The organism is Leifsonia xyli subsp. cynodontis (assembly GCF_050632205.1).
GTDB lineage: Bacteria > Actinomycetota > Actinomycetes > Actinomycetales > Microbacteriaceae > Leifsonia > Leifsonia xyli_D.
Window position 1 is genome coordinate 1,695,794 of record NZ_CP192578.1, and the last position, 25,567, is coordinate 1,721,360.

Below are 25,567 nucleotides of genomic sequence, written 5' to 3' on the forward strand. Positions count from 1 at the left end.
GAGCCACCGACATCGTCAAAACGTCTTGCGAAATGTGACGGCTCCCGTTCACCCGGCCGCTCTACCGGCAGCGCTGGGCCACGCGTAGTGTGAGTCGCGTCAGCGCGCGAGCGACACGGACGGGAGACGCTATGAGCGACATCAACGACGACGACATCAGCACCGAGGCGACCGGCGGCGGCGAAGGCCCCGCGGACGGCGGCGCGAACGCGGGCGGCCACGACGGCGGGGCCGACGGCTCGGCCGGCGGCTCCGGTTCGGGCGAGGGCCCCGCGGACGGCGGCGCGAACGCGGGCGGCCACGATGGCGGGGCCGACGGCTCGGCCGGCGAAGGCACCGCCGACGGCGGCGCGAACGCGGGCGGCCACGACGGCGGGGCCGACGGGTCCGCTTGATGACCACGACAGGGCGCGGGCCGGGCGACCGGCCCGCGCTTTCGCGTTGCGTGCCGGTGGGCGCCGGCCTGTTCGCGCGGGACTACTGGGGGCGGCATCCGCTCTTCACCCGCGCGGCCGACCTCGGCGGCGACTTCTCCGACCTGTTCAGCGTGGACGCGGTGGACGAGCTGGTCGCCTCGCGCGCGCTGCGGACGCCGTTCGTGCGCATGGCGAAAGAGGGCGACGTGCTGCCCGCGTCGCGCTTCACGGGCCCCGGCGGGTTCGGCGCGGAGGTCGGCGACCAGCTCGACTCCGCCAAGGTGCTCGCGGAGTTCGCGAACGGCGCCACCCTGGTGCTGCAGGGCCTGCACCACACCTGGCCAGCGGTCGCGGAGTTCTCCCGGCGGCTGGCCGAGGAGCTGGGCCATCCGGCGCAGGTCAACGCGTACATCACGCCCGCCTCCTCCCGCGGCTTCGACCCGCACTACGACGTGCACGACGTGTTCGTGCTGCAGATCGCGGGCGAGAAGCACTGGCGCATCCACGCGCCCGTCCACGTCGACCCGCTGCGCGACCAGCCCTGGAGCGACCGGCGCGAGGCCGTGGCCTCCCGCGCCCAGGAGGAACCGGCGATCGACGAGACCTTCCGGCCCGGCGACGCGCTCTACCTGCCGCGGGGCTGGATCCACTCGGCCGAGGCGCTCGGCGGCGTCTCGGTGCACCTGACCATCGGCGTCGCGGCGTACACGCGGCACGACGTGGTCCGCGAAGCGGTCGCACGCGCGGCGGACATCGCGGAGCTCCGCGCGTCCCTTCCGCTGGGTTTCGACCCGTCCGATCCGTCGGCGGTCGCACCCGTCGTCGAGGAGACGGTGGATGCGCTCATCGCTGCGCTGGCGGACCCCTCGGCCCGTTCCGCCGTCGCGGACGCCGTCGCGGACCGGCTGCGCCGCCGTCGGCGCTCCGACTCGCCGCCCGCGCCTGTACGGCCGCTGGCGGCGGCGGCCGCTGCGGAGGCGATGACCGCCGAGACCGTCGTGGTGGCACGGCCCGGCTCGCGCCCGGACGTCACGGTCGAGGTCGAGACGGTCACGGTGCGGCTGCCCGCCAAGACCGTCGCGCTGCCGATCGCGGCCCGGGATGCCGTCGACCGGCTGCTCGACGGGCGCCCCGTAACGGTCGGCGAGCTCCCGCTCGACGAACGGTCCGCGGTCGTCGTCGCGCGCCGTCTGCTGCGCGAAGGACTCGTCGTGGTGGCCGCCGAGGCGGATGCCCACCCCGGGCCCGGCGACGGCACCCCGGATTTCCTCGAGGTCGACCCCGCCGACGAGACCGGCGTCTCGTCGGACGGCGAGCGGAGCGCGACCGCCGACTTCGGGACCGCGACGGCCACGTGACCGACACCGCCGTGCCGGGATGGCTGCCCTGCAGCGATCGGGCGATCGATCGCGGCGACCCGCTCCCCGGAACCGCGGGCTTCGGCGAGCGGTGGCTTCTCGTGGAGGTGGAGAGCGGCTGGGGACGCCACGCCTTCTTCGACTCGGCGCTCGACCCCGCCCTCGGCGCACGCATCGTGGCGCGTGCCGAGCAGGCCGGAATCCGTCCGTTGGCGATCCGCCGCACCCGCTTGCGCGCCCCGCAGCGGCGCGACCAGTCGACCTGGCGCTGGGCGCTGGTGGACTGCCGTCCGGGTAGCGAGAGCATCCGCTGGGGCAGGGTGGACGACCCCGCCGAGCTGCTGACCCTGCCGCTGGACGGCTCCGCCGGCGAGCCGAGCGACGCCCCGATCTACGCCGTGTGCACGCACGCCCGCCACGACCAGTGCTGTGCCGTCCGCGGACGCCCGGTGGTCGAGGCGCTGGCGGCGCAGCATCCCGAGCTCACGTGGGAGTGCTCCCACCTCGGCGGCGACCGCTTCGCGGCCACCATGATCGTCTTCCCGCACGGACTGCTCTACGGACGCGTGACGGCCGAGGAAGCGCTCACCGTCGTGCGACGGCACAGCGAGGGGCGCGTGGTGGCCGATCGGTTGCGCGGACGCACCTCCCTCACCACGGTCGCCCAGGCGGCGCAGGCGTTCGCCCGCGCCGAGACCGGCGACGACCGGATCGGAGCCTTCCGCGTGCTGGCGGAGCGTCCGCATCCGCACGGGTGGACGGTCCACCTCGCGCACGGCGGCGAGCGCCTCACTGTGGAGGTCGGCGAGCGGCTCTCCGAGCCCCTGCTGAGCACGTGCGCCGCCACGGTCGAATACTCCGTCCGGGAGTTCGTGCCCGTGTCGGTCGCACGCGCCTGATCCGTCGCGGCCCGGCGCCGACCGGGCTCAGGCGTTCTGCGTCGCGGGCGCCGACTGGAGGATGCGGACCATGTTGCCGGATGGGTCGCGGAACGCGCAGTCCCGCGGCCCCCACGGCTGGTCGATCGGCTCCTGCAGCACCTCGGCGCCGGAGGCCCGCACGCGTTCGAAGGCGCTGTCGAGATCGTCGGAGCGGAAGACGATGGGGCTCATCGAGCCTTTCACGACGAGCTCCTGGAGGGCGTCGCCGTCGGCCTGCGAGCGGCCGGCGTGCGGGTCGCTGAGCACGACGGCGGCGTTCTCGTCGCCGGCTACGCCGAGCGTGATCCAGCGGTGGTCGCCGGAGCGGACATCTTGGATGACGTCGAGGCCGAGCGCGTCGCGGTAGAACGCGAGCGACTCTTCCGGGTCGAGGACGGTGATCTGCGAGTACTGGAGTGAAACGGTCATGAGTCGACTCTAGGAAGGGCCGCCGGGCCGCGCTTCTCCAATCCTGCTTTTGTGGAGAAGTGCGGGCGAAGCGTCGGTGTGAGCAGGTCAGGCCCGGACGCGTACGGGTCGCGTGCGCTGCTTCGCGATGCAGTCCGGCATGGCGCGGACGGCGTCGTGCTCACGCGCGCGGTACTCGGTCGGCGTCATCCCGACGATCTCGGTGAACTTCGAGCTGAAGGAGCCGAGCGACGTACAGCCGACCGTCATGCACGCGTCCGTGACGCTCGCCCCCTCGCGGAGCAGCGCCATGGCGCGCTCGATCCGCCGGGTCATCAGGTAGCTGTACGGCGTCTCCCCGTAGGCCGCCCGGAAGCGTCGCGAGAAGTGCGCGGGCGACATGAAGGCACGCGCCGCCATGGTGGGGACGTCCAGCGGCTTCGCGTAGTCGCGGTCGATCAGGTCCCGTGCGCGGCGCAGGTGCGCGAGCGTCTGCAACTCCTCCGGTGACACGCGATGAGCGTAACACCGGCCCTCACGCCACCGGCAGGGCCGCTCGCTCCTCCACCGATTCCACCAGCCGGATGAACGCGCTCAGCTCGCCGACGCCGGCCGGGGTCGTCGGGAGGAACTCCGTCAGCTCGGGCGAGTGCACGAGGTGCGCCGCCCACTTGGCCCGGGAGATCGCCACGTTGAGCCGGTTCTTCATCAGCAGGAACGACATCCCCCGGGGGACGTCGGCCGCGGACGACGCGGCCAGGCTCACGATCGCGATGGCCGCTTCCTGGCCCTGGAACTTGTCGACCGTCCCGACGCGCACAGCCGGGAAGCCGGCTGCGTCGAGCAGCGCGCGCACTTCGGCCAGCTGCGCGTTGTACGGAGTCACCACGATGATGTCGCTCTCGCCGAGCGGCTCGTCGTCGCGCTCCGCCGCCGGGTCGCTCCACGACCGCCCGATGAGGTCGCGCACTATGTCGACCACCGCCTCGGCCTCCTCGGGCGAGGCCGTCGAGTTCCCGACGTGCAGCACCGGCACCGGATGAACCCCCGGCACGACACCGCGGAGCTCGCGCTCCGCAGCGCACTCGTGCGCCCGCAGCTTGCCCTCGTAGGAGAGGCGCGAGACGGCCGCCGCCAGCGCTGGATGCATCCGGCGCGTCTCGGCCAGGAAGTAGCCGAGCTCCGGCGGCAGCACGTCGTGCCCGTCGCTCACCCAGCCGAGCGCCGACCCGTCGACCGGCTCGGGATGCCGGCCCTGGCTCACCTGCGGCAGCTGCTGCGGATCGCCCAGGAGCAGGACATTCTTGGCCGCGACACCGACGGCCACAGTCGAGGCGAGGGAGAACTGACCGGCCTCGTCGACGACGAGCAGGTCGAGACTGCCGCGCGGCACCCGCGCCGCGTTGGCGAAGTCCCACGCGGTGCCGCCGACCACGAAGCCGCGATTCTCGTTGACCCCGGCGAATTCGAGGTGCCCGTTAGCCGGGAGCGGCGTGAAACGCGGGGCACCCTTGCGGTCGGGAGCGCCCGCGACGGATGCGGCGGCGTCGTCTGTTCGCGCGCCCCCGCTCGGCACCTTTCCGACCATCGCCTGGTCGAGCCCCGCAGCCACGACGCGATCGAGGAGGTTCTCGACGACCGCGTGCGACTGGGCGACCACCCCGACCTTCCAGCCGTGCTCGGCGACGAGCTTCGCGATGACGTGCGCCCCGAGGTACGACTTGCCCGTGCCGGGCGGCCCCTGCACCGCCAGGTAGGAACGGTCGAGGTCGAGCAGGCTGGCCACGACAGCGTCGACCCGCCCGTCGCCATCCGTGACCGCTCCACCGCCGCCTGCCGCCACGGCGGCTCCCGTGAGCGTCGGGTCCGGCACGAGGCCGCCCGCCCGGGTGCGCGGCGGGGTGCGCCGCAGCAGGTCGATCGTGCCGTCGACCGGCCAGGTGTCGTGGTGTCGTGCGATCAGCAGCGCGGTGCCCCACTCGCGGATGGCCTCGGCCAGTCGTCGTGAGTCCGGCGGCGCGGCGGGAGTGAGCGCGCTCGGCAGATCGGCGTACGGCGGCACCTCGGGCGGCAGCGTCTCGCGCACGACGATCGACCCGTCTGACAGCGCGTCGATGACGGCTACGGTCCGTGCGGCGCGTGCGCCCGGCTGCGCGCGCGGCTGGCGGAACGGCCCCGGGTACTCGTACAGCAGGTACGGACCGCTCCGCTCGCTGACGCGCACCGCGCTGCCCGCACCCCACTGTCCGCTCAGCAGCAGCTCGCGCCGCTCCACCCGCTGCCCTTCGTCGAGGTACCAGTCGCGCAGCACCGTCGCGCGCTCGACGACGAGCACGTCGCGTGTCTCGCCCCACTCCTCGATCGGCTGGATCAGCCGGGCGAAGTGCGACTGCCAGAAGCTCTTCTGCTCGCGACGGTGGAAGTCGATCGCCGCGGCGGCCAGCGCCATGGCTTCGCGGTCGGACGTGCGGTGCGGGTCGAGCGGATCGCCCGCGAACGCGAGCAGGCCCGCACGCAGCGGCGACTCGTCAGGCGCGACCTCGGCCTCTTCGGCGGGAGCCGCCCCGACGGGGATGCGGTTCTCGGCCGCACGGGCGAGCAGCCAGTCACGCAGGCGGAGGGTCGAGACGCAGTCGTAGCGGTTGTACTCCGCGATGTCGTCGAGCAGCGGCTGCGCCTCGTCGAACCGCCCGAGCGCGATGAGGTCGCGCGCGTTGGCGTACTCCGTGATGGAGTCGGCGCCGTTGGTCACATCGCTCTCGCGCAGCTCGTCGCCCATGTAGAGCGGTTCGAGCTTCTTGATGGAGTACGACCGCGAGCCGACACGGACCGCCTTGCGCACCAGCGGGTAGAGGTCCACCATCACGTTCTCGCGCAGCAGCGCGTCGACCTCCTCTTCGCCCACCCCGTGCCGCGCGGCGAGCGAGAGCAGGTGCGTCTGCTCGTAGGCGGCGTAGTGGTAGATGTGCATGCGCGGATACCGGGCGCGCCGTTCCCGCACGAACGCGAGGAAGGCCTCCAGCGCCACGCGCTCGGCTGCGAAGTCGTGCGCCCAGAACGCCGTGAACTCCTCGTCCTGGTCGACCAGCCCGAACAGGTAGTCGAGGTTCCAGCGCTCCCCCGCACCTTCGGTGTAGAGCGGGTCGCCTTCGAAGTCGAAGAAGATGTCGCCGGCGTCGGGATGCGGCAGCACGGCGAGCACGGGTGCGTTGAAGACGCGGACCGGCGGCGGGCTGCCGGGCTCCGCCTGGAGCTGCAGGAGTGCCTGCTCACGCAACCCGTCGAGGGTTCCCTCGGGCAGGCCGTCGACCGGACCGCGGGATGCGGCGAGCGCGTCGATGGTCTCGATCCCGGCCGCGAACAGGTGCTCCCGCTGGGTCACCCGCATGCCGGCCACGAGCAGGACGTCGCGCGTCGCCTGCACTTCTGCGTCGCAGGTGTCGCAGCGGCCGTCCACGGTGAACCGCGGGTCGCCCCACGCCACCGGCCCCGGGTCGGCGACGTGCTCGGCGATGATCTCGAGCAGCCGCGCCCGGCGCTTGCGGTACACCGGCTCGATGTCGCTCAGGGAGTGCTCGCTCACCGAGCCGTCACCGAGGAGCAGTTCGACCGTCTCGTCGACGTCGATGCCCATCCGCCGCAGCTGCTCGGCATAGGCGGCGAGCTGGAGCAGGGCGGTGACACGCGCGCTCCGGGCGAGCTTGGAGTCCTGCACGCGGTAGCGGCCGTCCGGCAGCCGGACGACGAAGTCGGCGAACCCGACGAAGGCGCCGTCGAAGAAGGTGGCCTGGAACACCACGTCGGCACCGCGGGCGAACGCCTCCGTCGTGCGCTGCACCGCGTCGGCGAGGGACTCGGCGGTCAGCTGCTCCGGCCGCTCGATCTCGGCGACGCCGCTGCCGAACCGTTCGCGATACCGCTCCAGGATGCGATGCTCGTGCTCGTCGCCCATGCGCGACGACCGCACGTACATCGGATCTTCGACCACCTCGGTCTTCTCGAGCCGGCCGAGCTTGACGTCGAGCGTGCGCAGGAAGGCGAACTCGCACTTCGACGCCTCCGTGAGGTCACTGGCGCTCGTGACGATGACTCCGTCGAGCAGGAACACGGCGACCTCCTTTCACCCCGCTGCTGCGAGACTATCGGCGACCACCGACACCCGGACGCGAGGTCACTTCCCCTTCGCCGCGGCCTTCATCGCCCGCTTGTGGTCGCGCACCTTCGCCAGCGATTCCGCATCGACGATGTCGGCCACCGAGCGGTACCCCTCGCTCCCGTAATCACCTGCGGCGGCCTGCCACCCGGGCGGCTGCAGCCCCTTCTGCTTCCCGAGCAGCGCGAGGAATATCTTCGCCTTCTGCTCGCCGAAGCCGGGCAGCGCCTTGAGCCGCCGCAGGATCTCCGCACCGTCGGGATCGCCGTGGGTCCAGATCGCCGCCGTGTCGCCGCCCCAGTCCGTGACGATCGCCGCGGCGAGCGCCTGCACGCGACCGGCCATCGACCCCGGGAAGCGGTGGACCGCGGGCGTCTGCTTCATGATGTCGGCGAGCTTCTCCGGGTCGGTTCCGGCGACGGTCTCCGGATCGAGAGCCCCGAGCCGGTCGCGGAGCTTCGCGGGGCCGGCGAACGCCGTCTCCATCGGGATCTGCTGGTCAAGCAGCATCCCGGTCAGGAGCGCGAACGGGGAGTCGTCGAGCAGCGCGTCGGCAGCGGCGTCGCCGGTGATGTTCAGGGCCATGCGCTCAGCCTGCCACCAGCAGGAGCACGCCCGCCACCGCCGACAGCAGGGCGAGCAGGAGGGCCACGCCGAGCAGCACGCCGTGCACGATCAAGAACGACGTCGCCCTGCCCGCCGCATCCCGTGCCCGCTGATCGTTGCGGACCCGCGCGAAGAACCGCGGCCAGGCGAAGATGTTGAAGAGGGCGTTCAGGAAGAGCACGATGGCGGCGAAGACGGTCATGGTGCTCCCAGCCTAGGCGGGCCCGCCCGGCCCGGCGCGGTCAGTCGTCCGAAGCGACGAGCTGCACCCGGAGCGAGTCGACCCGGGTCGCGATGAGGTCGTCCGCCGCCCAGCGCTGAGCCAGCCGCGACAGGATGGCGTCCAGCTCCTCACGCGTGAGCCCGGCCGCCAGCGAAAGCCGGACCACCAGCTCCTCCCCGCCAACCGGCTCTGCGGGTCGCCCGAGAGCAGTGCGACATCGTGCACGCCGAGCTCGGAGCCGATGGAGGTGCGGAACGCCGCGGCCACCTCCGGATCGCGGTCGCTCGGCACCCACGGTGCGCCCTGCGCGACCGCCCACACCGCGGGCCGCCGCAGCACGAACTCCGTCTCGGAGGTCGGGTCGAGCACGATCAGCTCGGTCCCCTCCGATGCCGCCGCCAGCGCAGCTCGGCGCCCCTCGACCGGGACGGGCCGTGCGGCGGGGTTCCACGTCTGCAGCGCGGTCACGGACGAGAACACCGGCTGCACCGTCCGTCCGTCGGGCCCGGCGACCGTCACGATGGAGAGCTCCTGCGTCTTGTCGACGAGCAACCCGGCGTCGTTGTGGCCCTCGTCGCCGAGCTCCGCGACCAGCGGGACGAGCAGGCGCGCGTCGCGCAGCGCATCCACCACCGCCTGGGCGCCCGCCTCTCCGGCGCGGAACGCGGCCAGCGCACCGAGGAGGGCCGGCGGCGCGGAGCCGTCGTCGTCGCCGAAGGGGTTGTCGTCGAACTCGCGCCCCTCCCATGGCTGACCTGCCGAATCGGCACGGGAGGCGTCGCTCAGTGCGGCGGCGAAGCCGGCGAGCCGGGCCGCGCCCTCCTCGCTCGGAGCACCGGGCGTGCCGGGCTCGGCGGGCGTGCCGGGTGCGCCGTCCGGCCGCTCCGCACCCGGGCCGGCGGGGTCAGCGTCCCGCGACATCCAGCGCCTCGGGCAGCGTGAACGCGCCCGCGTAGAGCGCCTTTCCGACGATCGCACCCTCGAGGCCCAGCGGCACCAGCTCGCGGAGTGCGGCGATGTCGTCGAGGTTCGAGATGCCGCCGGAGGCGACCACCGGACGCTCGGTGCGATCGAGCACCTGGCGCAGCAGCTCCAGGTTGGGGCCGCGCAGGGTGCCGTCCTTGGTCACATCGGTGACGACGTAGCGGGCGCAGCCGGCCGCCTCCAGGCGGTCGAGGACCTCCCACAGGTCGCCGCCCTCGCGCGTCCAGCCGCGCGCCGCGAGCGTGGTGCCGCGCACATCCAGCCCGACCGCGATCGCCTCACCGTAGGTCGCGATGGCGCTGGCGGCCCACTCCGGGTTCTCCAGCGCCGCGGTGCCGAGGTTGACGCGGGTGGCGCCGGCCTCGAGGGCCTGCTCGAGGGACGCGTCGTCCCGGATGCCGCCGGACAGCTCGATGCTGACGCCGTGCACCTGGTGGATGACGCGCTTCAGCAGCGACCGGTTCTCACCGCGTCCGAACGCCGCGTCCAGGTCGACCAGGTGGATCCACTCGGCGCCGGCCTCCGCCCACTCGGCCGCCGCATCCACGGGGTCGCCGTAGCTCGTCTCGCTGCCGGCCTCGCCCTGCGTGAGCCGGACCGCCTTGCCGTCCGCGACATCCACCGCGGGAAGGAGGACGAGCCGGGGCGTGCTGATGAAATCGGTCATGTGTTCCTCGTATCGGTCCGCGGTGCGGAGGGATGTGACGGGTCGCCGCTAGAGCGAGCGGACCCAGTTGCGCAGCAGCTGGATGCCGGCCTGGCCGGACTTCTCGGGGTGGAACTGCGTGGCGCTCAGCGGGCCGTTCTCCACGGCGGCGACGAACGGCGTGCCGTGCTCGGCCCAGGTGACCTTGGGCTTCGGGAAGGGAGCCTCCGGCTCCAGCGTCCACTCCTGTGCCGCATAGGAGTGGACGAAGTAGAAGCGCTCCTCCTGCAGCCCGGCGAACAGCACGGAATCCTCCGGCGCACGGACGGTGTTCCAGCCCATGTGCGGGACCACGTCGGCGCGGAGCAGGTCGACCGTGCCCGGCCACTCGCCCAGGCCCTCTGTCTCGAGGCCGTGCTCGACGCCGCGGTCGAACATCACCTGCATGCCGACGCAGATGCCGAGCACCGGGCGGCCGCCGGCGAGACGGCGGTCGACGACCTCGTCGCCGTGCGAGGCGCGCAGAGCGTTCGCGACCGCCGTGAACGCCCCGACGCCGGGGACGAGCAGCCCGTCCGCCTCCTGCGCCCGCTTGCGGTTGCCGGTCAGCTCGACGTCGGCGCCCGCCGTCTCCAGGGCCTTGACCGCCGAGTGGACGTTGCCGCTGCCGTAATCGAAGACGACGACGTCGGGCCGGCGCCCGTCGTTCACAGCGCCCCCTTGGTCGACGGGATGCCGGTGACCTGCGGGTCCAGCGCCTTCGCCTGGCGGAACGCACGGGCGAACGCCTTGAACTCTGCCTCGGCGATGTGGTGCGGGTCGCGCCCTCCGACGACCGTGATGTGCGTGGTCAAACGGGCGTTGAACGAGATCGCCTCGAAGACGTGGCGCACCATGGAGCCGGTGAAGTGGCCGCCGATCAGGTGCAACTCGAATCCGGCGGGCTCGCCGCTGTGCACGAGGTACGGGCGGCCGGAGATGTCGACGACGGCCTGCACGAGCGCCTCGTCGAGCGGGACGAGCGCGTCTCCGTAGCGGGAGATGCCGGACTTGTCGCCCAGCGCCTCCAGAATCGCCTGACCGAGGACGATGCCGATGTCTTCGACGGTGTGGTGCACGTCGATGTCGGTGTCACCGGTGGCGCGGATGCGCAGATCGGTCAGCGAGTGCTTGGCGAACGCCGTCAGCAGGTGGTCGTAGAAAGGCACGCTCGTCTGGATGTCGGACAGCCCGGTGCCGTCGAGGTCGAGGCTCAGCTCGATGCTCGACTCGCTCGTCTGCCGGGTGACCGTGGCGGCGCGGTTCGTCATGCGTCCGAGTCTACCGGGGCGCTCTGGTCGCGCCCGGGGGCGGCGTCCTCCGCGGCGGCCGCCGGGCCGGGCCGGCCGAGGGCGGCCAGCGCCTCCAGGAACGCGGTCGTCTCGGGCTCGGTGCCCGCGGTCACGCGGAGGTGGTGCGGGATGCCCACGTCGCGGATGAGGACGCCGCGCTCGGCCAGCGCCTCGAACGTCGCGTGCGGATCGTCGACCCCGCCGAAGAGCACGAAGTTGCTGCCGGAGCGGTGGGGCGTGTAGCCGAGGCGCGCGAGCTCGCTGACGAGCCGGTCGCGCTGCCGGCGGATCTCGCCGACCGTCGCCAGCATCTCGTCGGAGTGCGCGAGCGCACCGAGGGCAGCTGCCTGCGTCAGGGCGGACAGGTGGTACGGCAGCCGGACCAGGCGGAGGGCGTCGTTCACGGCCGGGTCGGCCGCGAGGTAGCCGACCCGCGCGCCGGCGAAGGCGAATGCCTTGCTCATGGTGCGCGAGATCAGCAGCCGGGGGCGGCCGGGCAGCAGGCTCAACGCCGAGGGCGTCCCCTCGGGAAGGAACTCGGCGTACGCCTCGTCGACCACCACGATCCCTCGGGCGGCGGCATACGCGGCCTCGATCGTGTCGAGCCCGAGCGGCGTCCCCGTCGGGTTGTTGGGCGCGCACAGGATGACGATGTCGGGGTCGACCTCGCTGATCTGCGCGGCCGCGGTCTGCGGCGACAGCTCGTAGTCCGCATCCCGCGTGCCCGCGACGTAGGCGGTGCCGGTGCCGGAGGCGAGCAGCGGGTACATGGAGTAGGTGGGCGCGAAGCCGAGGAGCGTACGCCCTGGGCCGCCGAAGGCCTGCAGGATGTGCTGCAGCACCTCGTTCGAGCCGTTCGCCGCCCAGATGTTCTCCGCCGTGAGGTCGTGACCGAGGTAGCGGGCGAACGCCTCGCGCAACTCGGTGAACTCGCGGTCGGGGTAGCGGTTGACCCCGCCGACCGCCGCAGCGACGCGGGCGACGATGTCGGACGCCACGTCCTCCGGAACCGGATGCGTGTTCTCGTTCACGTTCAGCGCGACGGGCACCGGACGCTGCGGCGCACCGTACGGGGACCGACCACGCAGGTCGTCTCGAATCGGCAGCTCGGAGAGGGAAGTCACCGTTCAATCGTAGTCAGCGGCTCGCGCCCGCTCCGCCGGATGACGGGATGCGACGCGGTGCACGTTGACAAAATGCATGCTTTGCATAACAACCCACGTCACGACAGTCGATGAAGCTGCGTCCTCAGTGTGAACGGAAAGTATTCGTTCTGCTGCATCAGCGGCACGGCAACACGGAGTGAAGTAATGAACTACGACGACATCACGGTGGAGATGAGCAACGAGCAGGGCTTCATCGCCACCCTCTTCGCGGGCTGGAACCACGGCGCAGCCATGTACTGAGCCCACGCCAGCGGGCCGGCCCTCATGGGTCGGCCCATTCATTGAGAGGAAAAGATGAAAGCCAGTCGAATCGTCGCCGAGCACGTGTCGCAGCACGCCGATGACGTACGTCACCTGCTTCACCCCCGATTCGTCGAGACGATGCAGCACGCGTGTCTTTCGGGCAATGACTTCATCCGGGCTTCCCGGAACGATCACGCTCCCCTCACCGATTTGAGGTTGAGGCGGGATGACAGCTCTCGGCAGATGCTGTACCTGAACCTGCGACGGTGGAGAGACACATCTCCGACATCCTTCAACGACCTCCGCTCCAAGGTCGAGTGCGCGAAGTGGTTGGACACGCCAGGCCTCGATCTCCTGCGCGTGGCTCGGGAGCCGTTCGTCGCCGATAGCTCCAGCTCGACCGGGAGCCTGCAGTTCGCGACGAACCAGGATGCGTACGAAGGGATGCTCAAGTACGTCAACGCATTCGGGAGCTGGCATGACGCCGAGGCGGTTGCTGTCGCTTATGCACAGAGCGACCGGCAGACGAGCCCGCGTCTCCGCGGACTTACGTCGAGTCTCGCCGGTGTGGTCATCGGGCACTCCGGAGACGTTGCGGTGAGTGATGAGCTATTCCAGGACGCGGCGGCCTATCTCGAAGACGACCTGGAGCGCTTCTTCACCTACCTGCGCTGGGCGAGCTTAGCCGCGAAGCGCAGACGCGATCCAGACCGAGCCGACGTCCTCTTGACCGTCGGTCTGTCGTCATATCCAAAGGCGGCGACATCTCCCGACGGAATGCTGGCGGTCGGGCTGGCCTCCAACCTGCGTGCGTTCCTGGCACTCAGGCGCGGAGATTCCGACGAGAGCCGGCGACTTCTCACGGCGGCCATCGAGCAACTCCGGGGCTCCCTCGCCTCGTCGGATCAGTTGGGTGTAGAGAGTCCGGAGACCGCTCGGTACGTGTGGATGGCGGAGCTGAACGCGGCGCAACTCGACCTCGCGGCCGAACAGGATGACGATGCCATTCAGCGCCTTCACGCTCTGCTCGAATTCACCGAACGACGCGATCAGGGCGCGCGTCACACGACGCTGTCGGCCCTCGCATTCGTCCACATTCGCCGCAATGAGCCGGTCCTGGCCGTCAGCTTCCTGATCGAGGCGCTCGACCTCCTCAGGCGCGAATATGATCCGTCGGTCGTGACGCAGGTACGCAAGATGCTTTATCGCGCTTTCGTCGAACTCAAAGACGAGAAGCGCGCGGAACGGGTGCGCGAACTCTCGCCCTACTTCTGGTCCACCTCAGCGATGGAGGAATTCGATGTCCATTGAGATGACAGGTGTCACGCGGACCTTCGCCGCAAAACGCGGGCAGCCCGGCACCCGAGCGCTTGATGGGGTTGACCTCACCATCGAAAGCGGGGAGCTGTTCGGCATCCTCGGCCCGAACGGTGCCGGCAAGACGACGTTGGTGAGAATCCTGACGACGCTGCTCACGCCATCCAGCGGCACAGCTCGAGTCGAAGGCCTGGACGTCGTGCGTGATATGAAAGCGCTCCGCCGCAGGATCGGTGTCGCCTTCGGCGGCGAGCGCGGCCTCTACGATCGACTGACTGCACGCGACAACCTCATTTTCGCTGCTCACCTCTACGACCTGCCGCGTCGCAGGATCACCTCCCGAGTTGCGGAGGTACTTGAGGCAGTCGACCTCGAGAGCCGTGCGAACGACAGAGTCGAGACGTTCTCACGAGGCATGAAACAGCGGATGCACATCGCTCGAGCTCTCGTTCACGACCCAAGCATCCTCTTTCTCGACGAACCGACCTCCGGCCTTGATCCTGTTGCGGCGCGTTCGCTCCGAGAGTTGACGAAGGCGCTGCAAGGTCAGGGCAAGACCATTCTCATGACGACCCACGAAATGTTCGAAGCAGACGCCCTGTGCGGTCGGGTCGCGATCCTCGCCGGGGGCGGCTGCGCACAGTGGGAACGCCCGCAGAGATCAAGGGCTCCGTCGCACTCGAGAAAGTGATCGAGGTCGAGCTCCATGACGACCTTCCAGCCGACTCTGCCACTCTGCACGACCTGCTCGGTGCCACTAGCTGGGACGTAGAACAGCGCGGTTCGACCAGTATCTTGACCGTCCGTGCCGACTGCGGCAGCGCGGTCGGCGTGGCAGAGGTCATCCGTGCGATCCCAGGCGTTTCCGTGGGCTACTCGCTGGAGCGCACGCCCACACTTGAGGATGCGTATATCGCCATCGTCGAGAAGGATGCCTCGGAGGTTGCGGCGTGAGGCTCGCCGCGGCAGCCTGGTGGCTGCAGTTCCGTCTCCTCTCGCGCTCTCCGTTCTTCATCGGCATGTCACTGATGACCCCCCTGGCATACGGCGCGGTCGTCCTTCTGATGTCGGGCGGCCAGGTTTCCGTCAGGACAGTCCTCGGAGCGGGTCTGATGGGTGCCTGGTCCACGACTCTCTTCGGAGCGGCGGAGGCTCTGTTCATGCAGCGTTTCACCGGAACACTCGAGCTGTTGATCGGGGCACCGCGCTCTCTGGTGGCGCCGGTATTCGGCTTTGCATCCGCGACCGTCACCCTCGGGGTCTATTCCGTAGCGGCAGTGACCGTCGTGGCATTCACGTTCGCCCACGTGGACACCGGGGGCGTCGATGTCCTCCGCCTTACAGTTTCATTGCTGGCCGTCCTCGTATCACTTACCTCGATGGGCGTGCTTCTCGCGGGGCTGTACGTGATCACCCGACACGCCATGGAGATCACCAACGTCCTGGAGTTTCCGATGTGGCTCGCGTGCGGAGTTATCGTGCCCTCGACCGCAATCTGGGCGCCCATCTCGGCATGCGGCCTGCTGTTTCCTCTTGGATGGGCGATGCTCGCAGTGGACCAGGCGACTGCCGGTGGAAATGCTCTTCCCGTCGTCGCGGTCGCAGTCTGTCTGTCTCTGCTCTACGCGGCCCTCGGCGTTGCCTGCCTACATCGAGTCGACATGCTCGCCCGCCAACGCGGCACGCTGAGATTGAGGTGACGAACGTGAACTCCGTTCGGCTAGCACTCATCTCAGCGCGTCTCGGCTATCGCGCTCTGTTCGCGTGGAACACCCCGGCGCTGTTCGCAACCTCGCTCCTGCTCACTCCAGCCCTCCAGATGCTGTTCTTCGTGGTGCTCGGGAAGGCGCACGGGTACGGCGATCCACAGTTCTTCATCTGCGGCAATGCGATATTGGCTACGGCCGCGGCTGGAGTCGGAGGAATGGTAAGCGTCATCGCCGACGAACGGCGCTTTGCGACTCTCCCGGTCGTACTCACCTCACCTTCCTCGAACGTGGCGGTTTTCGTCGGCAGACTGCTGCCTGGTGTCCTGTCGGGTGCCCTGGCTTCACTGGTGGTCTCAATACTGGGCTTCACTATGGCGGGCCTTCCCTTCCAGCCCTCGAGCATCGGCCTCTACGCGATAGCGATTCTCGTCGCCTCAGTCTCCTGCTCGGCACTGGGACTCGCTCTCAGCGCTTTCGGACTGGTCTATCGAGACATCTACCAGTTGGCTACGGCCGCGTATCTCGTCATGCTCGTCACTTCTGGAGCGAACGTCGCCTGGTCACACCTCCCGTCTCCTCTCGTCATTGTGGGGATGGCGTTGCCTGCCGGCCACAGCATCGCAGCGGTGAGAACTCTTTCCGATGGCGGCGTCGGATTCTGGCCGCAATGCGGGCTCGAGTTGTGTGTAGCCGCAGCTTGGCTCGCGGTCGCACTCACACTGATGCGAGTGTTCGAGCGGCGTGCGCGGCAGAACGCCAGCGTCGATCTCTCGTGAATCGCTCGACCACCGTCGATGCGCTGACCGACGGACCCAGGTTGATCAGCGACTATGTGCCGGAGCGCGCCGTTCAAGCGATCGAGATACGAGTCTCGGCCGGATTCGCTGATGATCCCGTCGATCGTCCCGGAGTTGCGCATTTACTGGAGCATTTGACGCTCCGCAGAGGAGCTGAACAGGCGAGCCACAATGCGACCGCGGCGATGCTCAACCGGCGTGGACTTCAGCCGACGGCGTTCACCGCCCGGGACTTCACGTCGTTCAGCGTGCTGGCACCGAAAGACGATGCAGCGGAGGCGCTTCACGGACTATGGGAAATGCTCCGACGACCAGATTTCGCGGAAGAGGCCGTGCGGGCAGAGCGGAAGATCATCTCAGCGGAGCAGACTGCTCAGGCGGCCGATCCCGTACGCACACTCATGCACGTAGCGGAGAGCCGGATGTACGGCTTTCCGGCTCCTTCCAGCACATCTGCGGACGAGCTGAGCGCTGACGACGCGTTGGTGTTCTGGCGACGGCACTACCGCTCCAGCAACATGGTCATCTGCACGAGCGGCCCGGTGCGTCAGATCCACCACGACTATGCGAGTCCGGTGCCGGTCTCCGTTAGTTCTGGCGCGCTCTCGGAGGATGACGTCAGGACCGCCCCATCGAGGCCCGAGCGACTCCACGTTCGCGCCTATGATCCGCGCACACCCCTGACTCACCTGCTGGTGTCATTTCCGGTGAGCACAGCAAGTCTTCGTGAACGCGCAGTAGCAAACGTTCTGGCGGCGGCCCTGGGCGCCGGTTTCTCATCGCTCCTGATTCGCAAGCTCCGCGTGGAGCGACAGCTCTGCTACTCACCCCGTGCCTTCTTCACGGGCTATGGACCCAGTGGATCTGTCACAGCTGTCGCATCGGCACCACGGGCGACGGAAGCACCCACGGAAGCCGTCCTCGCGCACGCTATGCGTGATCTCTCTCGCGACCCGCTTCTCGAATCGAGCGTCGACGCGGCGAAGTGTCACCTCCGCACCGGCACCATTCTCGCCTTCGACGACCTGGCCAAGCGCGCCGCAGGCATTGCCTCAGCCTGGCAGCGGGGGCACGCGTGGGACCATGCGGCGGTACTTCAATCGATAGACGACGTTACGACCGACGAGATTCGGAAGCTGGCTTCCAAGCTGGCGGCATTGCCCCGGCACGACATCGAGATCGCTCATCCGAGCAATCCATAGGAGGAGATATGCCAATCGGTCTGAACTCTGCTGCGGCACGACACATCGAGGCCGCCGAGCGCCCGCCCGGTGCGTGGCTAGGCAGAGTCTCCCGCGTCGACCGCACCGTCATACGTGTACTCGACCAGGAGGCAGGCGAACGAGTTCACCCCCGACCCCGGGAGATCAGCCTTCTCGTAGGCGACTGGGTATGGATCAGCTCACACCCCCGCTCAGGCGATAGCGTGCACCTAGTGCCGCGCTACAGCGTGCTCACGCGTTCGCGAGCTTCCGGCGAATCGCACAGGCTCGCCGCGAACATCGACCTCGCGCTACTCGTCATCACGGCCGGCGAAGCGTGCCGCCCTAGTCTCATCGAGCGGCTCGCGCTGACGGGCTGGGAATGCGGTGCATTGCCGCACTTCGTCGTGACCAAGATCGACAAGGCCGATGCCACTACCCGATCAACCGTCATGTCGGTCATCTCGGAGTGCGCTCCCGGCATCAACGCGACTCGATGCTCCAGCGTCACCGGCGAGGGAATCGAGGAGGTTCGAGGAATAGTTCAAGAATATTCGTCGACCGTCCTGCTGGGACATTCGGGAGTGGGCAAGTCGTCCCTGGCGAACCGACTACTCGGCCGCGACGCCCTGGTCACGGCCGGCGTTCGCGAACGCGACGGGAAGGGACGACACACGACGACCGCGCGGACCATTACTCCTCTTCCCGGAAGCAGCAGCGTCATTCTTGACACCCCGGGCATCCGCGAGTTCGGACTATCGCTCCATGCCGTGTTGGAAGACGTGTTCGTAGAGATCGAAGACTACGCGGCGCGATGCGCGTTCGCTGACTGCTCTCACACTCACGACAGCGGTTGCGCGGTTCGCGACGCAGTCGACAGCTTGGCGATATCGGAGGAACGGTATCTGCGTTTTCTCAAGCTGGCCCGGCAGCGGCAATACGAACAACGTCGCCTAGGACCATCCACGCGCGATAAGTCGACCGAATATGCCCGGCTCGCACGAAAGTATCGGCAAGCTCGCGGACGCTGACCGGTCGTCGCGGGGCACATTCCACAGCGGATTAGCCGGCGCACCCGGACTAAGCCGCTACTTGGCGTACTTCGCCGGGACCGCCAGCTGCTGCCCGGGCGAGACGACGGCGGACTCGAGGCCGTTGAGGGAGACGATGTCGGCGATCACGTCGCGCGGGTCGGCGTTGGGCGCGACGCGCTCGGCCACCGACCAGAGCGAGTCGCCCGACTCGACGGTGACGTACTGGAAGCTGACGTGGGTCTGCTCGCCGTTCGCGATCGCGCCGCCGCCGTTGAGGGCGAAGACGAATGCACCGATGACGAGCGGCAGTGCAATGAGGGCCGACAGCACCGCGCGACCGCGGCGCGTGATGCGCAGGCGTACGTGCGCGCCCTCGGGAAGCGGCGGGACCGCTCGAAGGGCGGGAACCGACTCGCTCATCAGTACTGCACTCATGGCCGTGACCTCCTCAGACTCGCGGGTGCGAAGCTGTGTTCCGAATGTATCTTCGAATGTCTGAATCCGCAAGGCGGGGCTCGTCGAGGAAATTCCCGAAGAAGTTCGCGACACACTCGAACACATGTTTGTCTTCCCTTCTCGACGCGGATACAGTTTCGACTGTCTGAGGACATCAGATCAGGTACCACCGACATTCCTGCCGGAGAGCATCCCGGTGCGCATCCGGTGGACGGCTCAGCCCAGGAGAGGACGCCCGTGTCGAACGAGAACCAGGCCCGCGGAGGCACCCGCCGCCGCAAGAACCTGAGCGACAAGCAGCTGGCGATCCTCGACGTCATCCAGCGCTCGGTGAGCCAGCGGGGCTATCCGCCGAGCATGCGCGAGATCGGCGACGCGGTGGGCCTCTCCTCCCTCTCGTCCGTCACCCACCAGCTCAACCAGCTGGAGCTGAGCGGATACCTGCGCCGCGACCCGAACCGCCCTCGCGCGCTCGAGATCCTGATCGACCTGCCGTCGACCTCGGGCCAGACCCCGGACTACGAGAATCAGACCCCGGTCGGCGACGCGGCGATGGTGCCGCTGGTCGGCCGCATCGCCGCCGGCATCCCGATCACCGCGGAGCAGCAGGTGGACGAGGTCTTCCCCTCCCCCGCCAGCTGGTGGGCAACGGAGAGCTGTTCATGCTGAAGGTGGTCGGCGAGTCGATGATCGACGCCGCGATCTGCGACGGCGACTGGGTGGTCGTCCGTGCGCAGAACACCGCCGAGAACGGCGACATCGTGGCGGCCATGCTCGACGAGGAGGCGACGGTCAAGGTGTTCCGTCAGCGCGACGGCCACACCTGGCTGCTGCCGCGCAACTCCAACTTCGAGCCGATCCTGGGCGACTTCGCGCAGGTGCTCGGCAAGGTCGTGGCGGTCCTCCGCGCCGTCTGACCCGCCCCGGCGGGAGCCGCCGAGTGGTGAGCAGATGTCGCCACTCGACCCGAATTGGAGCAACGACTCACCACTCGACGCCGCCCCCGCGCGCCGCCACACCAGGCGCGTTCGGGCTCACGCCCAGCCGAGCTCCCGCAGGCGCTCGTCCGACAGCCCGAAGTAGTGCCCGATCTCGTGCACCAGGGTCACCCGCACCCGCGCCCGCAGTTCCTCCTCCGATCCCGCCGACGCCTCGAGGTTGTTGCGGAACAGCGTGATCCGGTCCGGCAGCTCACCGAAGCCGTACACCGACCTCCGGGTCAGCGGCCGCCCGCTGTACAGCCCGAACAGCCGCGGCCGGGCGCCCGGCGGCTGATCCTCGATGAGGATGGCCACGTTCTCCAGCGGCCCGACCATGTCGTCCGGCAGCGCGTCGAAGATGTCTCCGACCATCCGCTCGAACTCGTCATCCCCCATCTTCACGATGAGCACCTGCGCGCCATGCGCCCATCCTGACGCACATGACGCGGCCCCGGGCCGCTGTCCGCGTACAGCGGACGCGCCCCGGGGCCGCGTCGACGACACTCAGGCGGAGACGGACGCCCGCTCGCGCACCCCGCGCGTCGCCTCGATGATGTTGCGCAGCGACGCGACCGTCTCGTCGTAGCCACGGGTCTTCAGACCGCAGTCCGGGTTGACCCACAGCTGGCGGCCCGGGATGGCGCTCAGCGCGGTCTCCAGCAGCTCGGTCACCTCGGCGACCGACGGCACGCGCGGCGAGTGGATGTCGTACACGCCCGGGCCGATGCCGTGCTCGAAGCCGGAGCGCTGGATGTCGTGCACGACCTCCATGCGGCTGCGGGCGGCCTCGATGCTGGTCACATCCGCATCCAGGTTCCGGATCGCGTCGATGACCACACCGAACTCCGAGTAGCAGAGGTGCGTGTGGATCTGCGTCGCGTCGCCCACCCCGGCGGTCGCGAGGCGGAACGATCCGACCGACCACTCCAGGTAGTCGTCCTGGTCGCGCTTCTTGAGGGGCAGCAGCTCGCGCAGCGCCGGCTCGTCGACCTGCACGACGCGGATGCCCGCCTCCTCGAGGTCGGCGATCTCGTCGCGCAGCGCCAGGGCGACCTGGCGTGCGGTCTCGCCCAGCGGCTGGTCGTCGCGTACGAACGACCAGGCGAGGATCGTGACCGGGCCGGTCAGCATCCCCTTCACCGGCTTCTCGGTGAGGCTCTGCGTGTACGCCGACCAGTCGACCGTGATCGGCTTCGGCCGCGACACATCGCCCCAGAGGATGGACGGACGCGTGCAGCGCGACCCGTACGACTGCACCCAGCCGTTCTGGGTGACCGCGAAGCCGTCGAGGTTCTCGGCGAAGTACTGCACCATGTCGTTGCGCTCGGGCTCGCCGTGCACGATGACGTCGATGCCGATCTCCTCCTGGAGGTCGACGACGCGCTTGATCTCGTCGCGCATCCGCCCCAGGTACTCGGCCTCGCTGATGAGGCCCTTCGCGAGCTGGGCGCGCGAGCGGCGGATGTCGGCCGTCTGCGGGAACGACCCGATCGTCGTGGTGGGGAGGAACGGCAGCCCGAGCGATGCCTCCTGCGCGGCCTGGCGCGTGTCGTAGTCGCCGCGGCGGAAGTCCGCCTCGGTCAGCGCCGCCTCGCGCTCGCGCACGGCCGGGACGCGGACGCCGGGGGCGGAGGCGCGGTCGGCCAGGGCGGCGGTCGCCGCGCTGAGCTCGTCCTGGATGGCCTCGTGTCCGTCGACGATGCCGCGTGCCAGCACGGCCACCTGGGCGACCTTCTGGTCGGCGAACGCCAGCCAGGTCCTGAGGCGCGCATCCAGCTCGGGCTCGTCGTCCACATCGTGCGGGACGTGCAGCAGCGACGTGGAGGTCGACACCGTCACCTCGGGGCTGAGCGACAGCAGCTCGGTGAGCGTGCCGAAGGCGGCCTCCAGGTCGCCGCGCCAGATGTTGTGGCCGTCGATCACACCGCCGACGAGCGTCTTCTCGGCGAGAGCGGATGCGGTGGCCGCGTCGAGCCCGGACGGCACGGAACCGCGCACCAGGTCGAGCGAGATCGCCTCGACCGGGCTGGCCGCGAGCGGCGCGAGGGCGTCGTCGAGGCTGCCGTACGGTGCGGCGACGAAGATCGCCGGACGGTCGGCGGACGCGCCGAGGTCGTTGTAGGCGGTCCGCACGGCGGCGAGCACCGCATCCCGCGGCTCGTCGATGCTCTCGCTGACGAGCGCCGGCTCGTCGAGCTGCACCCACGGCGCGCCGGCGGCGGCCAGGCGCGACAGCAGCTCGCGGTACACCGGGAGCAGGTCGGCGAGGCGCGACAGCGGACGGAAGCCCTCGGGGGCCTCGTCGCTCGCCTTGCTCAACGCCAGGAAGGTCACCGGTCCGACGATGACCGGGCGCGTGACGAAACCGGCCGCGCGGGCCTCCTCGAACTCACGCACGATGCGGTCCGACGCCAGACGGAAGTCCGTCTCCGGGCCGATCTCGGGCACCAGGTAGTGGTAGTTGGAGTCGAACCACTTGGTCATCTCCAGCGGCGCGTTCTCCCCTCGCCGCGGGCGATGGTGAAGTAGCCGGCCAGGTCGACCGAGCCGTCGGCGGCCGCGAGCGACGCGAACCGCGACGGGATGGCGCCGACGGTGACCGCGGCGTCCAGCACCTGGTCGTAGAAGCTGAAGCTCTCCGGGATGGATGCGTCGGTGCGGCCGAGGCCGAGGGAGGCCAGGCGCTCACGGGTGGCGGCGCGCAGCTCGGCGGCGGTCGCCTCCAGCTCGTCGGCGGTGGTGCTGCCCGCCCAGAACGCCTCGACGGCCTTCTTGAGCTCGCGACGGCGGCCGATGCGCGGGTAGCCGATGATCGTGCCCGCGGGGAACGCGAGACGGTCCGCGGCGGCGAGGGTTGTGTCGGTCATGCTGGTTCCTTCTGGGTGGTGGGGCGGTCTCGATCTCCGGCCGGCAGGGCGCCGATCCGGTCCAGCACCGAGAGAACGGCCTCGTGCTGGTTGAACGTGTACAGGTGCAGTCCGGGGGCGCCGCCGTCGAGCAGGCGCTGCGCCAGGCGGGCGGCCCAGGCGATGCCGATCTCGCGCCGGCCCTCGTCGGTCGGCTCGACCTCCAGTTCGATGGCCAGGTCGCTCGGCAGGTCCTCGCCGCTCAGCTCGAGCATCCGGGTGAGCCGGGCCGGGCTCGTGACGGGCATGATGCCGGGCAGGATCGGGAAGGCCACGCCAGCCTCCGCCGCGCGCTGCGCGAAATGGAAGTAGTCCTCGGCGTGGAAGAACAGCTGAGTGATGCCGAGGTTCGCGCCGGCCGCCTGCTTCGCGAGCAGGGCGTCGATGTCCTGCGAGACCGACCGCGACGACGGGTGCCCGTTGGGGAACGCCGCGACCGCGATCTGCACGTGCTCGCGGTGCTCCAGCACGGCCTGCGCGTGCAGCCCGGGAACGGGCAGCTCGCCGTACGGCTGGCGCTCGGCCTGCACGCGGTGGATGAGCTGTACCAGCTCGGCGGTCGTTCGGATGTCGCCGATCGGGTCCTCGCCCTCGGGCAGGTCCGCCGGCGGGTCGCCGCGCACCGCGAGGAAGCGGCGAACCCCGGCATCCAGGAACTCCCGGATCAGCCGGTTCGCCTCCTCGTGCGACGAGCTGACGCAGGTGAGGTGCGCCATGGGGCTGACGTCGGTGTGCCGCAGGATGTAGCGGAGCACGTCGAGGGACGCGGTGCGCGACGATCCGCCCGCGCCGAAGGTCACCGAGATGAAGTCGGGATGCGTCGCCGCGAGGCGGTCGATCGTCCCGGGCAGCGCGGCGGCGGCCCGCTCGTTGCGGGGAGGGTACAGCTCGAAGGAGTACCGGGCCTCGGTACAGCTCATGGGCTCCTCGAATGGTCGGACAGCGGCACGGGATGCTCCGCCACGCGTGTGCACGCAGTGGCGGGGTTCACGGGCGGGTGCCGGGCTCGGCTGTCGCACCACGTCAGCGGTCGCCCGCTTCGGTTGAGAAGGAATCTAGCAACGCGGAAGGCCGGACGGAATCGCCCGTGTCATGCTTCGACACATCGGATTCCGTCCGGCCTTCTGGAGTGACCGCTCATGGCCGCATCACGCCGTCGGCGTCACCTCGAACGGCTCGAAGGCCGCGTGGTACTCGGGCATGATGCGCGCCTTCACACGCGTCCCCTCCTCCACGTACTCGGTCGAGATCACCCGGCCGCGCTCGTGCAGTGCCGAGATGAGGTCGCCCCGGTCGTACGGGACGACGAGGTCGACCTCGAGGGACGGGTCGGGCAGCAGCCGCGCGATGGCGGCGAGCACCTCGTCGATCCCTTCGCCCGTGCGGGCGGAGGCGAAGATGGCGCCCGGCTCGAGTCCGCGCAGGACGAGGCGGTCATCCGCCGAGATCAGGTCCGCCTTGTTGAAGACCACGATCTCGGGCAGTTCGCGCGCACCGACCTCGCCGATCACATCGCGGACCGTCGCCAGCTGCGACGCCGGGTCCGGATGCGAGCCGTCGACCACGTGCAGGATGACGTCGCTGTCCGCGACCTCCTCCAGGGTGGAGCGGAACGCCTCCACCAGCTGGTGCGGCAGGTTGCGCACGAAGCCGACCGTGTCGGCCAGCGTGTACAACCGGCCGTCGGCGGTGACGCTGCGGCGGACGGTCGCGTCCAGCGTCGCGAACAGCGCGTTCTCGACCAGCACGCCGGCCTTGGTCACGCGGTTCAGCAGGCTCGACTTGCCGGCGTTGGTGTAGCCGGCGATCGCGACGGACGGCACCGAGTTGCGATTGCGGTTCGCCCGCTTCGCCTCCCGGGCCGGCTTGAAGCCGGCGATCTGCTTGCGCAGACGGGCCATGCGGGTGTGGATGCGGCGGCGATCCAGCTCGATCTTCGTCTCACCGGGACCACGCGAGCCCATGCCGGCGCCCGCGCCACCCACCTGGCCACCGGCCTGGCGGGACATCGACTCACCCCAGCCGCGCAGGCGCGGGAGCAGGTACTCGAGCTGTGCGAGCTCCACCTGCGCCTTGCCCTCGCGGCTCTTGGCGTGCTGGCTGAAAATGTCGAGGATCACCGCGGTGCGGTCGATCACCTTCACCTTCACCACATCCTCCAGCGCACGGCGCTGGCTCGGAGCAAGCTCCGTGTCGGCGATCACGGTGTCCGCGCCGAGCGCCGCCACCACGCCCGCCAGCTCCTCCGCCTTGCCCCTGCCCAGATACGTGCTGGGGTCGGGGTGCGGTCGCCGCTGCAGCAGGCCGTCGAGGACGGCCGCACCGGCGGTCTCCGCGAGGGCAGCGAGCTCGCGCATCGAGTTCTCGGCATCCTGAAGCGATCCCTGCGAGTACACGCCGATCAGCACCACGTTCTCGAGGCGCAGCTGCCGGTACTCGACCTCGGTGACGTCCTGCAGTTCGGTCGAGAGGCCGGAGACGCGGCGCAGCGCCGCGCGCTCCTCACGGTCGAACTGCTCGCCGTCGTGGAAGCCGCCGTCGGTCTCCTGCGCCTGCAGCGCCTGCGCCCGCGCGCCGGAGTCGCCGCCGAAGAGCGTCACGCTCGCGCGGTTCTGCTCGGTCGCCAGCACGCGCGCGACCACGTCGTCTGCGTCGTGCTCGCGGATGTCGGTCTTATCAGTCATTCAGTTCCCCTGATCCGGGTTAACCCTA

Annotated in this window: 23 protein-coding genes and 3 pseudogenes; 11 read left to right on the forward strand and 15 right to left on the reverse strand. The window is 69.7% G+C overall.

Annotated elements, in window-relative coordinates; all coding sequences use genetic code 11:
• The first annotated feature begins 131 nt into the window (after positions 1-131).
• The 3 genes from ACQ86M_RS08380 to ACQ86M_RS08390 are packed head-to-tail and all read left to right on the forward strand — an operon-like array spanning position 132 to position 2,673.
• Entirely contained in the window at positions 132-395 is a 264-nt protein-coding gene (locus ACQ86M_RS08380) for a BatC protein (RefSeq protein ID WP_431247705.1), read from the forward strand.
• Positions 395-1,774: a cupin domain-containing protein gene (locus tag ACQ86M_RS08385; RefSeq protein WP_431247706.1), complete on the forward strand. Its 1,380-nt coding sequence runs from the start codon at positions 395-397 to the stop codon at positions 1,772-1,774. The genes ACQ86M_RS08380 and ACQ86M_RS08385 overlap by 1 nt, the downstream gene beginning before the upstream one ends.
• Entirely contained in the window at positions 1,771-2,673 is a 903-nt protein-coding gene (locus ACQ86M_RS08390) for a sucrase ferredoxin (RefSeq protein WP_431247707.1), read from the forward strand. The genes ACQ86M_RS08385 and ACQ86M_RS08390 overlap by 4 nt, the downstream gene beginning before the upstream one ends.
• Positions 2,674-2,700: 27 nt before the next feature.
• Here ACQ86M_RS08390 and ACQ86M_RS08395 read toward each other — a convergent pair whose 3' ends face one another.
• The 10 genes and pseudogenes from ACQ86M_RS08395 to ACQ86M_RS08440 all read right to left on the reverse strand — a co-directional run bounded on the left by ACQ86M_RS08395 (position 2,701) and on the right by ACQ86M_RS08440 (position 12,169).
• Positions 2,701-3,123 carry a VOC family protein gene (locus ACQ86M_RS08395; protein ID WP_431247708.1) on the reverse strand — a complete coding sequence of 141 codons (423 nt, stop codon included), beginning with the start codon at positions 3,121-3,123 and terminating at the stop codon, positions 2,701-2,703.
• An 87-nt stretch (positions 3,124-3,210) separates the two neighbouring features.
• Entirely contained in the window at positions 3,211-3,615 is a 405-nt protein-coding gene (locus tag ACQ86M_RS08400) for a helix-turn-helix transcriptional regulator (RefSeq protein WP_431218282.1), read from the reverse strand.
• Positions 3,616-3,637: 22 nt separating this feature from the next.
• Positions 3,638-7,210, reverse strand: a complete 3,573-nt coding sequence (locus tag ACQ86M_RS08405; RefSeq protein WP_431247709.1) for a TM0106 family RecB-like putative nuclease — start codon at positions 7,208-7,210, stop codon at positions 3,638-3,640.
• Between the two features lie 63 nt (positions 7,211-7,273).
• Complete coding sequence (locus tag ACQ86M_RS08410; RefSeq protein ID WP_431247710.1) at positions 7,274-7,840, reverse strand: HhH-GPD-type base excision DNA repair protein; 567 nt, start codon at positions 7,838-7,840, stop codon at positions 7,274-7,276.
• 4 nt (positions 7,841-7,844) lie between these two features.
• Entirely contained in the window at positions 7,845-8,063 is a 219-nt protein-coding gene (locus ACQ86M_RS08415; protein ID WP_431247711.1) for an SCO4848 family membrane protein, read from the reverse strand.
• A gap of 40 nt (positions 8,064-8,103) precedes the next feature.
• Positions 8,104-9,005 (reverse strand): annotated as a pseudogene (locus tag ACQ86M_RS08420) (SseB family protein).
• Complete coding sequence (gene priA, locus ACQ86M_RS08425) at positions 8,989-9,735, reverse strand: bifunctional 1-(5-phosphoribosyl)-5-((5-phosphoribosylamino)methylideneamino)imidazole-4-carboxamide isomerase/phosphoribosylanthranilate isomerase PriA (RefSeq protein WP_431247712.1); 747 nt, start codon at positions 9,733-9,735, stop codon at positions 8,989-8,991. The pseudogene ACQ86M_RS08420 and the gene priA overlap by 17 nt, the downstream one beginning before the upstream one ends.
• Positions 9,736-9,783: 48 nt before the next feature.
• Positions 9,784-10,425, reverse strand: a complete 642-nt coding sequence (gene hisH, locus ACQ86M_RS08430; RefSeq protein WP_431247713.1) for an imidazole glycerol phosphate synthase subunit HisH — start codon at positions 10,423-10,425, stop codon at positions 9,784-9,786.
• Complete coding sequence (gene hisB / locus ACQ86M_RS08435; protein ID WP_431218288.1) at positions 10,422-11,024, reverse strand: imidazoleglycerol-phosphate dehydratase HisB; 603 nt, start codon at positions 11,022-11,024, stop codon at positions 10,422-10,424. Before hisB ends, hisH begins: the two co-directional genes overlap by 4 nt.
• Positions 11,021-12,169: a histidinol-phosphate transaminase gene (locus ACQ86M_RS08440; protein WP_431247714.1), complete on the reverse strand. Its 1,149-nt coding sequence runs from the start codon at positions 12,167-12,169 to the stop codon at positions 11,021-11,023. Before ACQ86M_RS08440 ends, hisB begins: the two co-directional genes overlap by 4 nt.
• A gap of 336 nt (positions 12,170-12,505) precedes the next feature.
• Here ACQ86M_RS08440 and ACQ86M_RS08445 point away from each other — a divergent pair, with 336 nt between their 5' ends.
• Genes ACQ86M_RS08445 through rsgA form a run of 7 tightly spaced genes read left to right on the forward strand, consistent with a single transcriptional unit; the run spans position 12,506 to position 18,510 of the window.
• Positions 12,506-13,765, forward strand: a complete 1,260-nt coding sequence (locus ACQ86M_RS08445) for a hypothetical protein (RefSeq protein WP_431218290.1) — start codon at positions 12,506-12,508, stop codon at positions 13,763-13,765.
• On the forward strand, positions 13,755-14,462 hold the full coding sequence (locus tag ACQ86M_RS08450) for an ABC transporter ATP-binding protein (protein WP_431247715.1): 708 nt from the start codon (positions 13,755-13,757) through the stop codon (positions 14,460-14,462). Before ACQ86M_RS08445 ends, ACQ86M_RS08450 begins: the two co-directional genes overlap by 11 nt.
• Positions 14,459-14,725 carry a hypothetical protein gene (locus ACQ86M_RS08455; RefSeq protein WP_431247716.1) on the forward strand — a complete coding sequence of 89 codons (267 nt, stop codon included), beginning with the start codon at positions 14,459-14,461 and terminating at the stop codon, positions 14,723-14,725. The genes ACQ86M_RS08450 and ACQ86M_RS08455 overlap by 4 nt, the downstream gene beginning before the upstream one ends.
• Entirely contained in the window at positions 14,722-15,471 is a 750-nt protein-coding gene (locus tag ACQ86M_RS08460; protein WP_431247717.1) for an ABC transporter permease, read from the forward strand. The genes ACQ86M_RS08455 and ACQ86M_RS08460 overlap by 4 nt, the downstream gene beginning before the upstream one ends.
• Positions 15,468-16,256 carry an ABC transporter permease gene (locus ACQ86M_RS08465; protein ID WP_431247718.1) on the forward strand — a complete coding sequence of 263 codons (789 nt, stop codon included), beginning with the start codon at positions 15,468-15,470 and terminating at the stop codon, positions 16,254-16,256. The genes ACQ86M_RS08460 and ACQ86M_RS08465 overlap by 4 nt, the downstream gene beginning before the upstream one ends.
• Positions 16,253-17,479, forward strand: coding sequence for a M16 family metallopeptidase (locus ACQ86M_RS08470; RefSeq protein ID WP_431247719.1), 1,227 nt, complete (start codon positions 16,253-16,255; stop codon positions 17,477-17,479). The genes ACQ86M_RS08465 and ACQ86M_RS08470 overlap by 4 nt, the downstream gene beginning before the upstream one ends.
• Positions 17,480-17,487: 8 nt before the next feature.
• Entirely contained in the window at positions 17,488-18,510 is a 1,023-nt protein-coding gene (gene rsgA / locus ACQ86M_RS08475; RefSeq protein WP_431247720.1) for a ribosome small subunit-dependent GTPase A, read from the forward strand.
• 57 nt (positions 18,511-18,567) lie between these two features.
• Here the strand turns inward: rsgA and ACQ86M_RS08480 are convergent, their stop codons facing one another.
• The gene (locus ACQ86M_RS08480; protein WP_431247721.1) at positions 18,568-18,948 is read right to left on the reverse strand and encodes a LysM peptidoglycan-binding domain-containing protein; all 381 of its coding nucleotides are present in this window, start codon (positions 18,946-18,948) and stop codon (positions 18,568-18,570) included.
• Between the two features lie 258 nt (positions 18,949-19,206).
• Between ACQ86M_RS08480 and lexA the strand changes: the two are divergent.
• Positions 19,207-19,886 (forward strand): annotated as a pseudogene (gene lexA / locus ACQ86M_RS08485) (transcriptional repressor LexA).
• Positions 19,887-20,003: 117 nt separating this feature from the next.
• Here the strand turns inward: lexA and ACQ86M_RS08490 are convergent.
• The 4 genes and pseudogenes from ACQ86M_RS08490 to hflX all read right to left on the reverse strand — a co-directional run bounded on the left by ACQ86M_RS08490 (position 20,004) and on the right by hflX (position 25,539).
• Entirely contained in the window at positions 20,004-20,345 is a 342-nt protein-coding gene (locus ACQ86M_RS08490; RefSeq protein WP_431247867.1) for a metallopeptidase family protein, read from the reverse strand.
• A 108-nt stretch (positions 20,346-20,453) separates the two neighbouring features.
• Positions 20,454-22,816: pseudogene (gene metE, locus ACQ86M_RS08495) on the reverse strand (5-methyltetrahydropteroyltriglutamate--homocysteine S-methyltransferase).
• On the reverse strand, positions 22,813-23,775 hold the full coding sequence (locus ACQ86M_RS08500) for a methylenetetrahydrofolate reductase (RefSeq protein ID WP_431247722.1): 963 nt from the start codon (positions 23,773-23,775) through the stop codon (positions 22,813-22,815). The pseudogene metE and the gene ACQ86M_RS08500 overlap by 4 nt, the downstream one beginning before the upstream one ends.
• Before the next feature lie 228 nt (positions 23,776-24,003).
• Entirely contained in the window at positions 24,004-25,539 is a 1,536-nt protein-coding gene (gene hflX / locus ACQ86M_RS08505; RefSeq protein WP_431247723.1) for a GTPase HflX, read from the reverse strand.
• Positions 25,540-25,567: the final 28 nt, after the last annotated feature.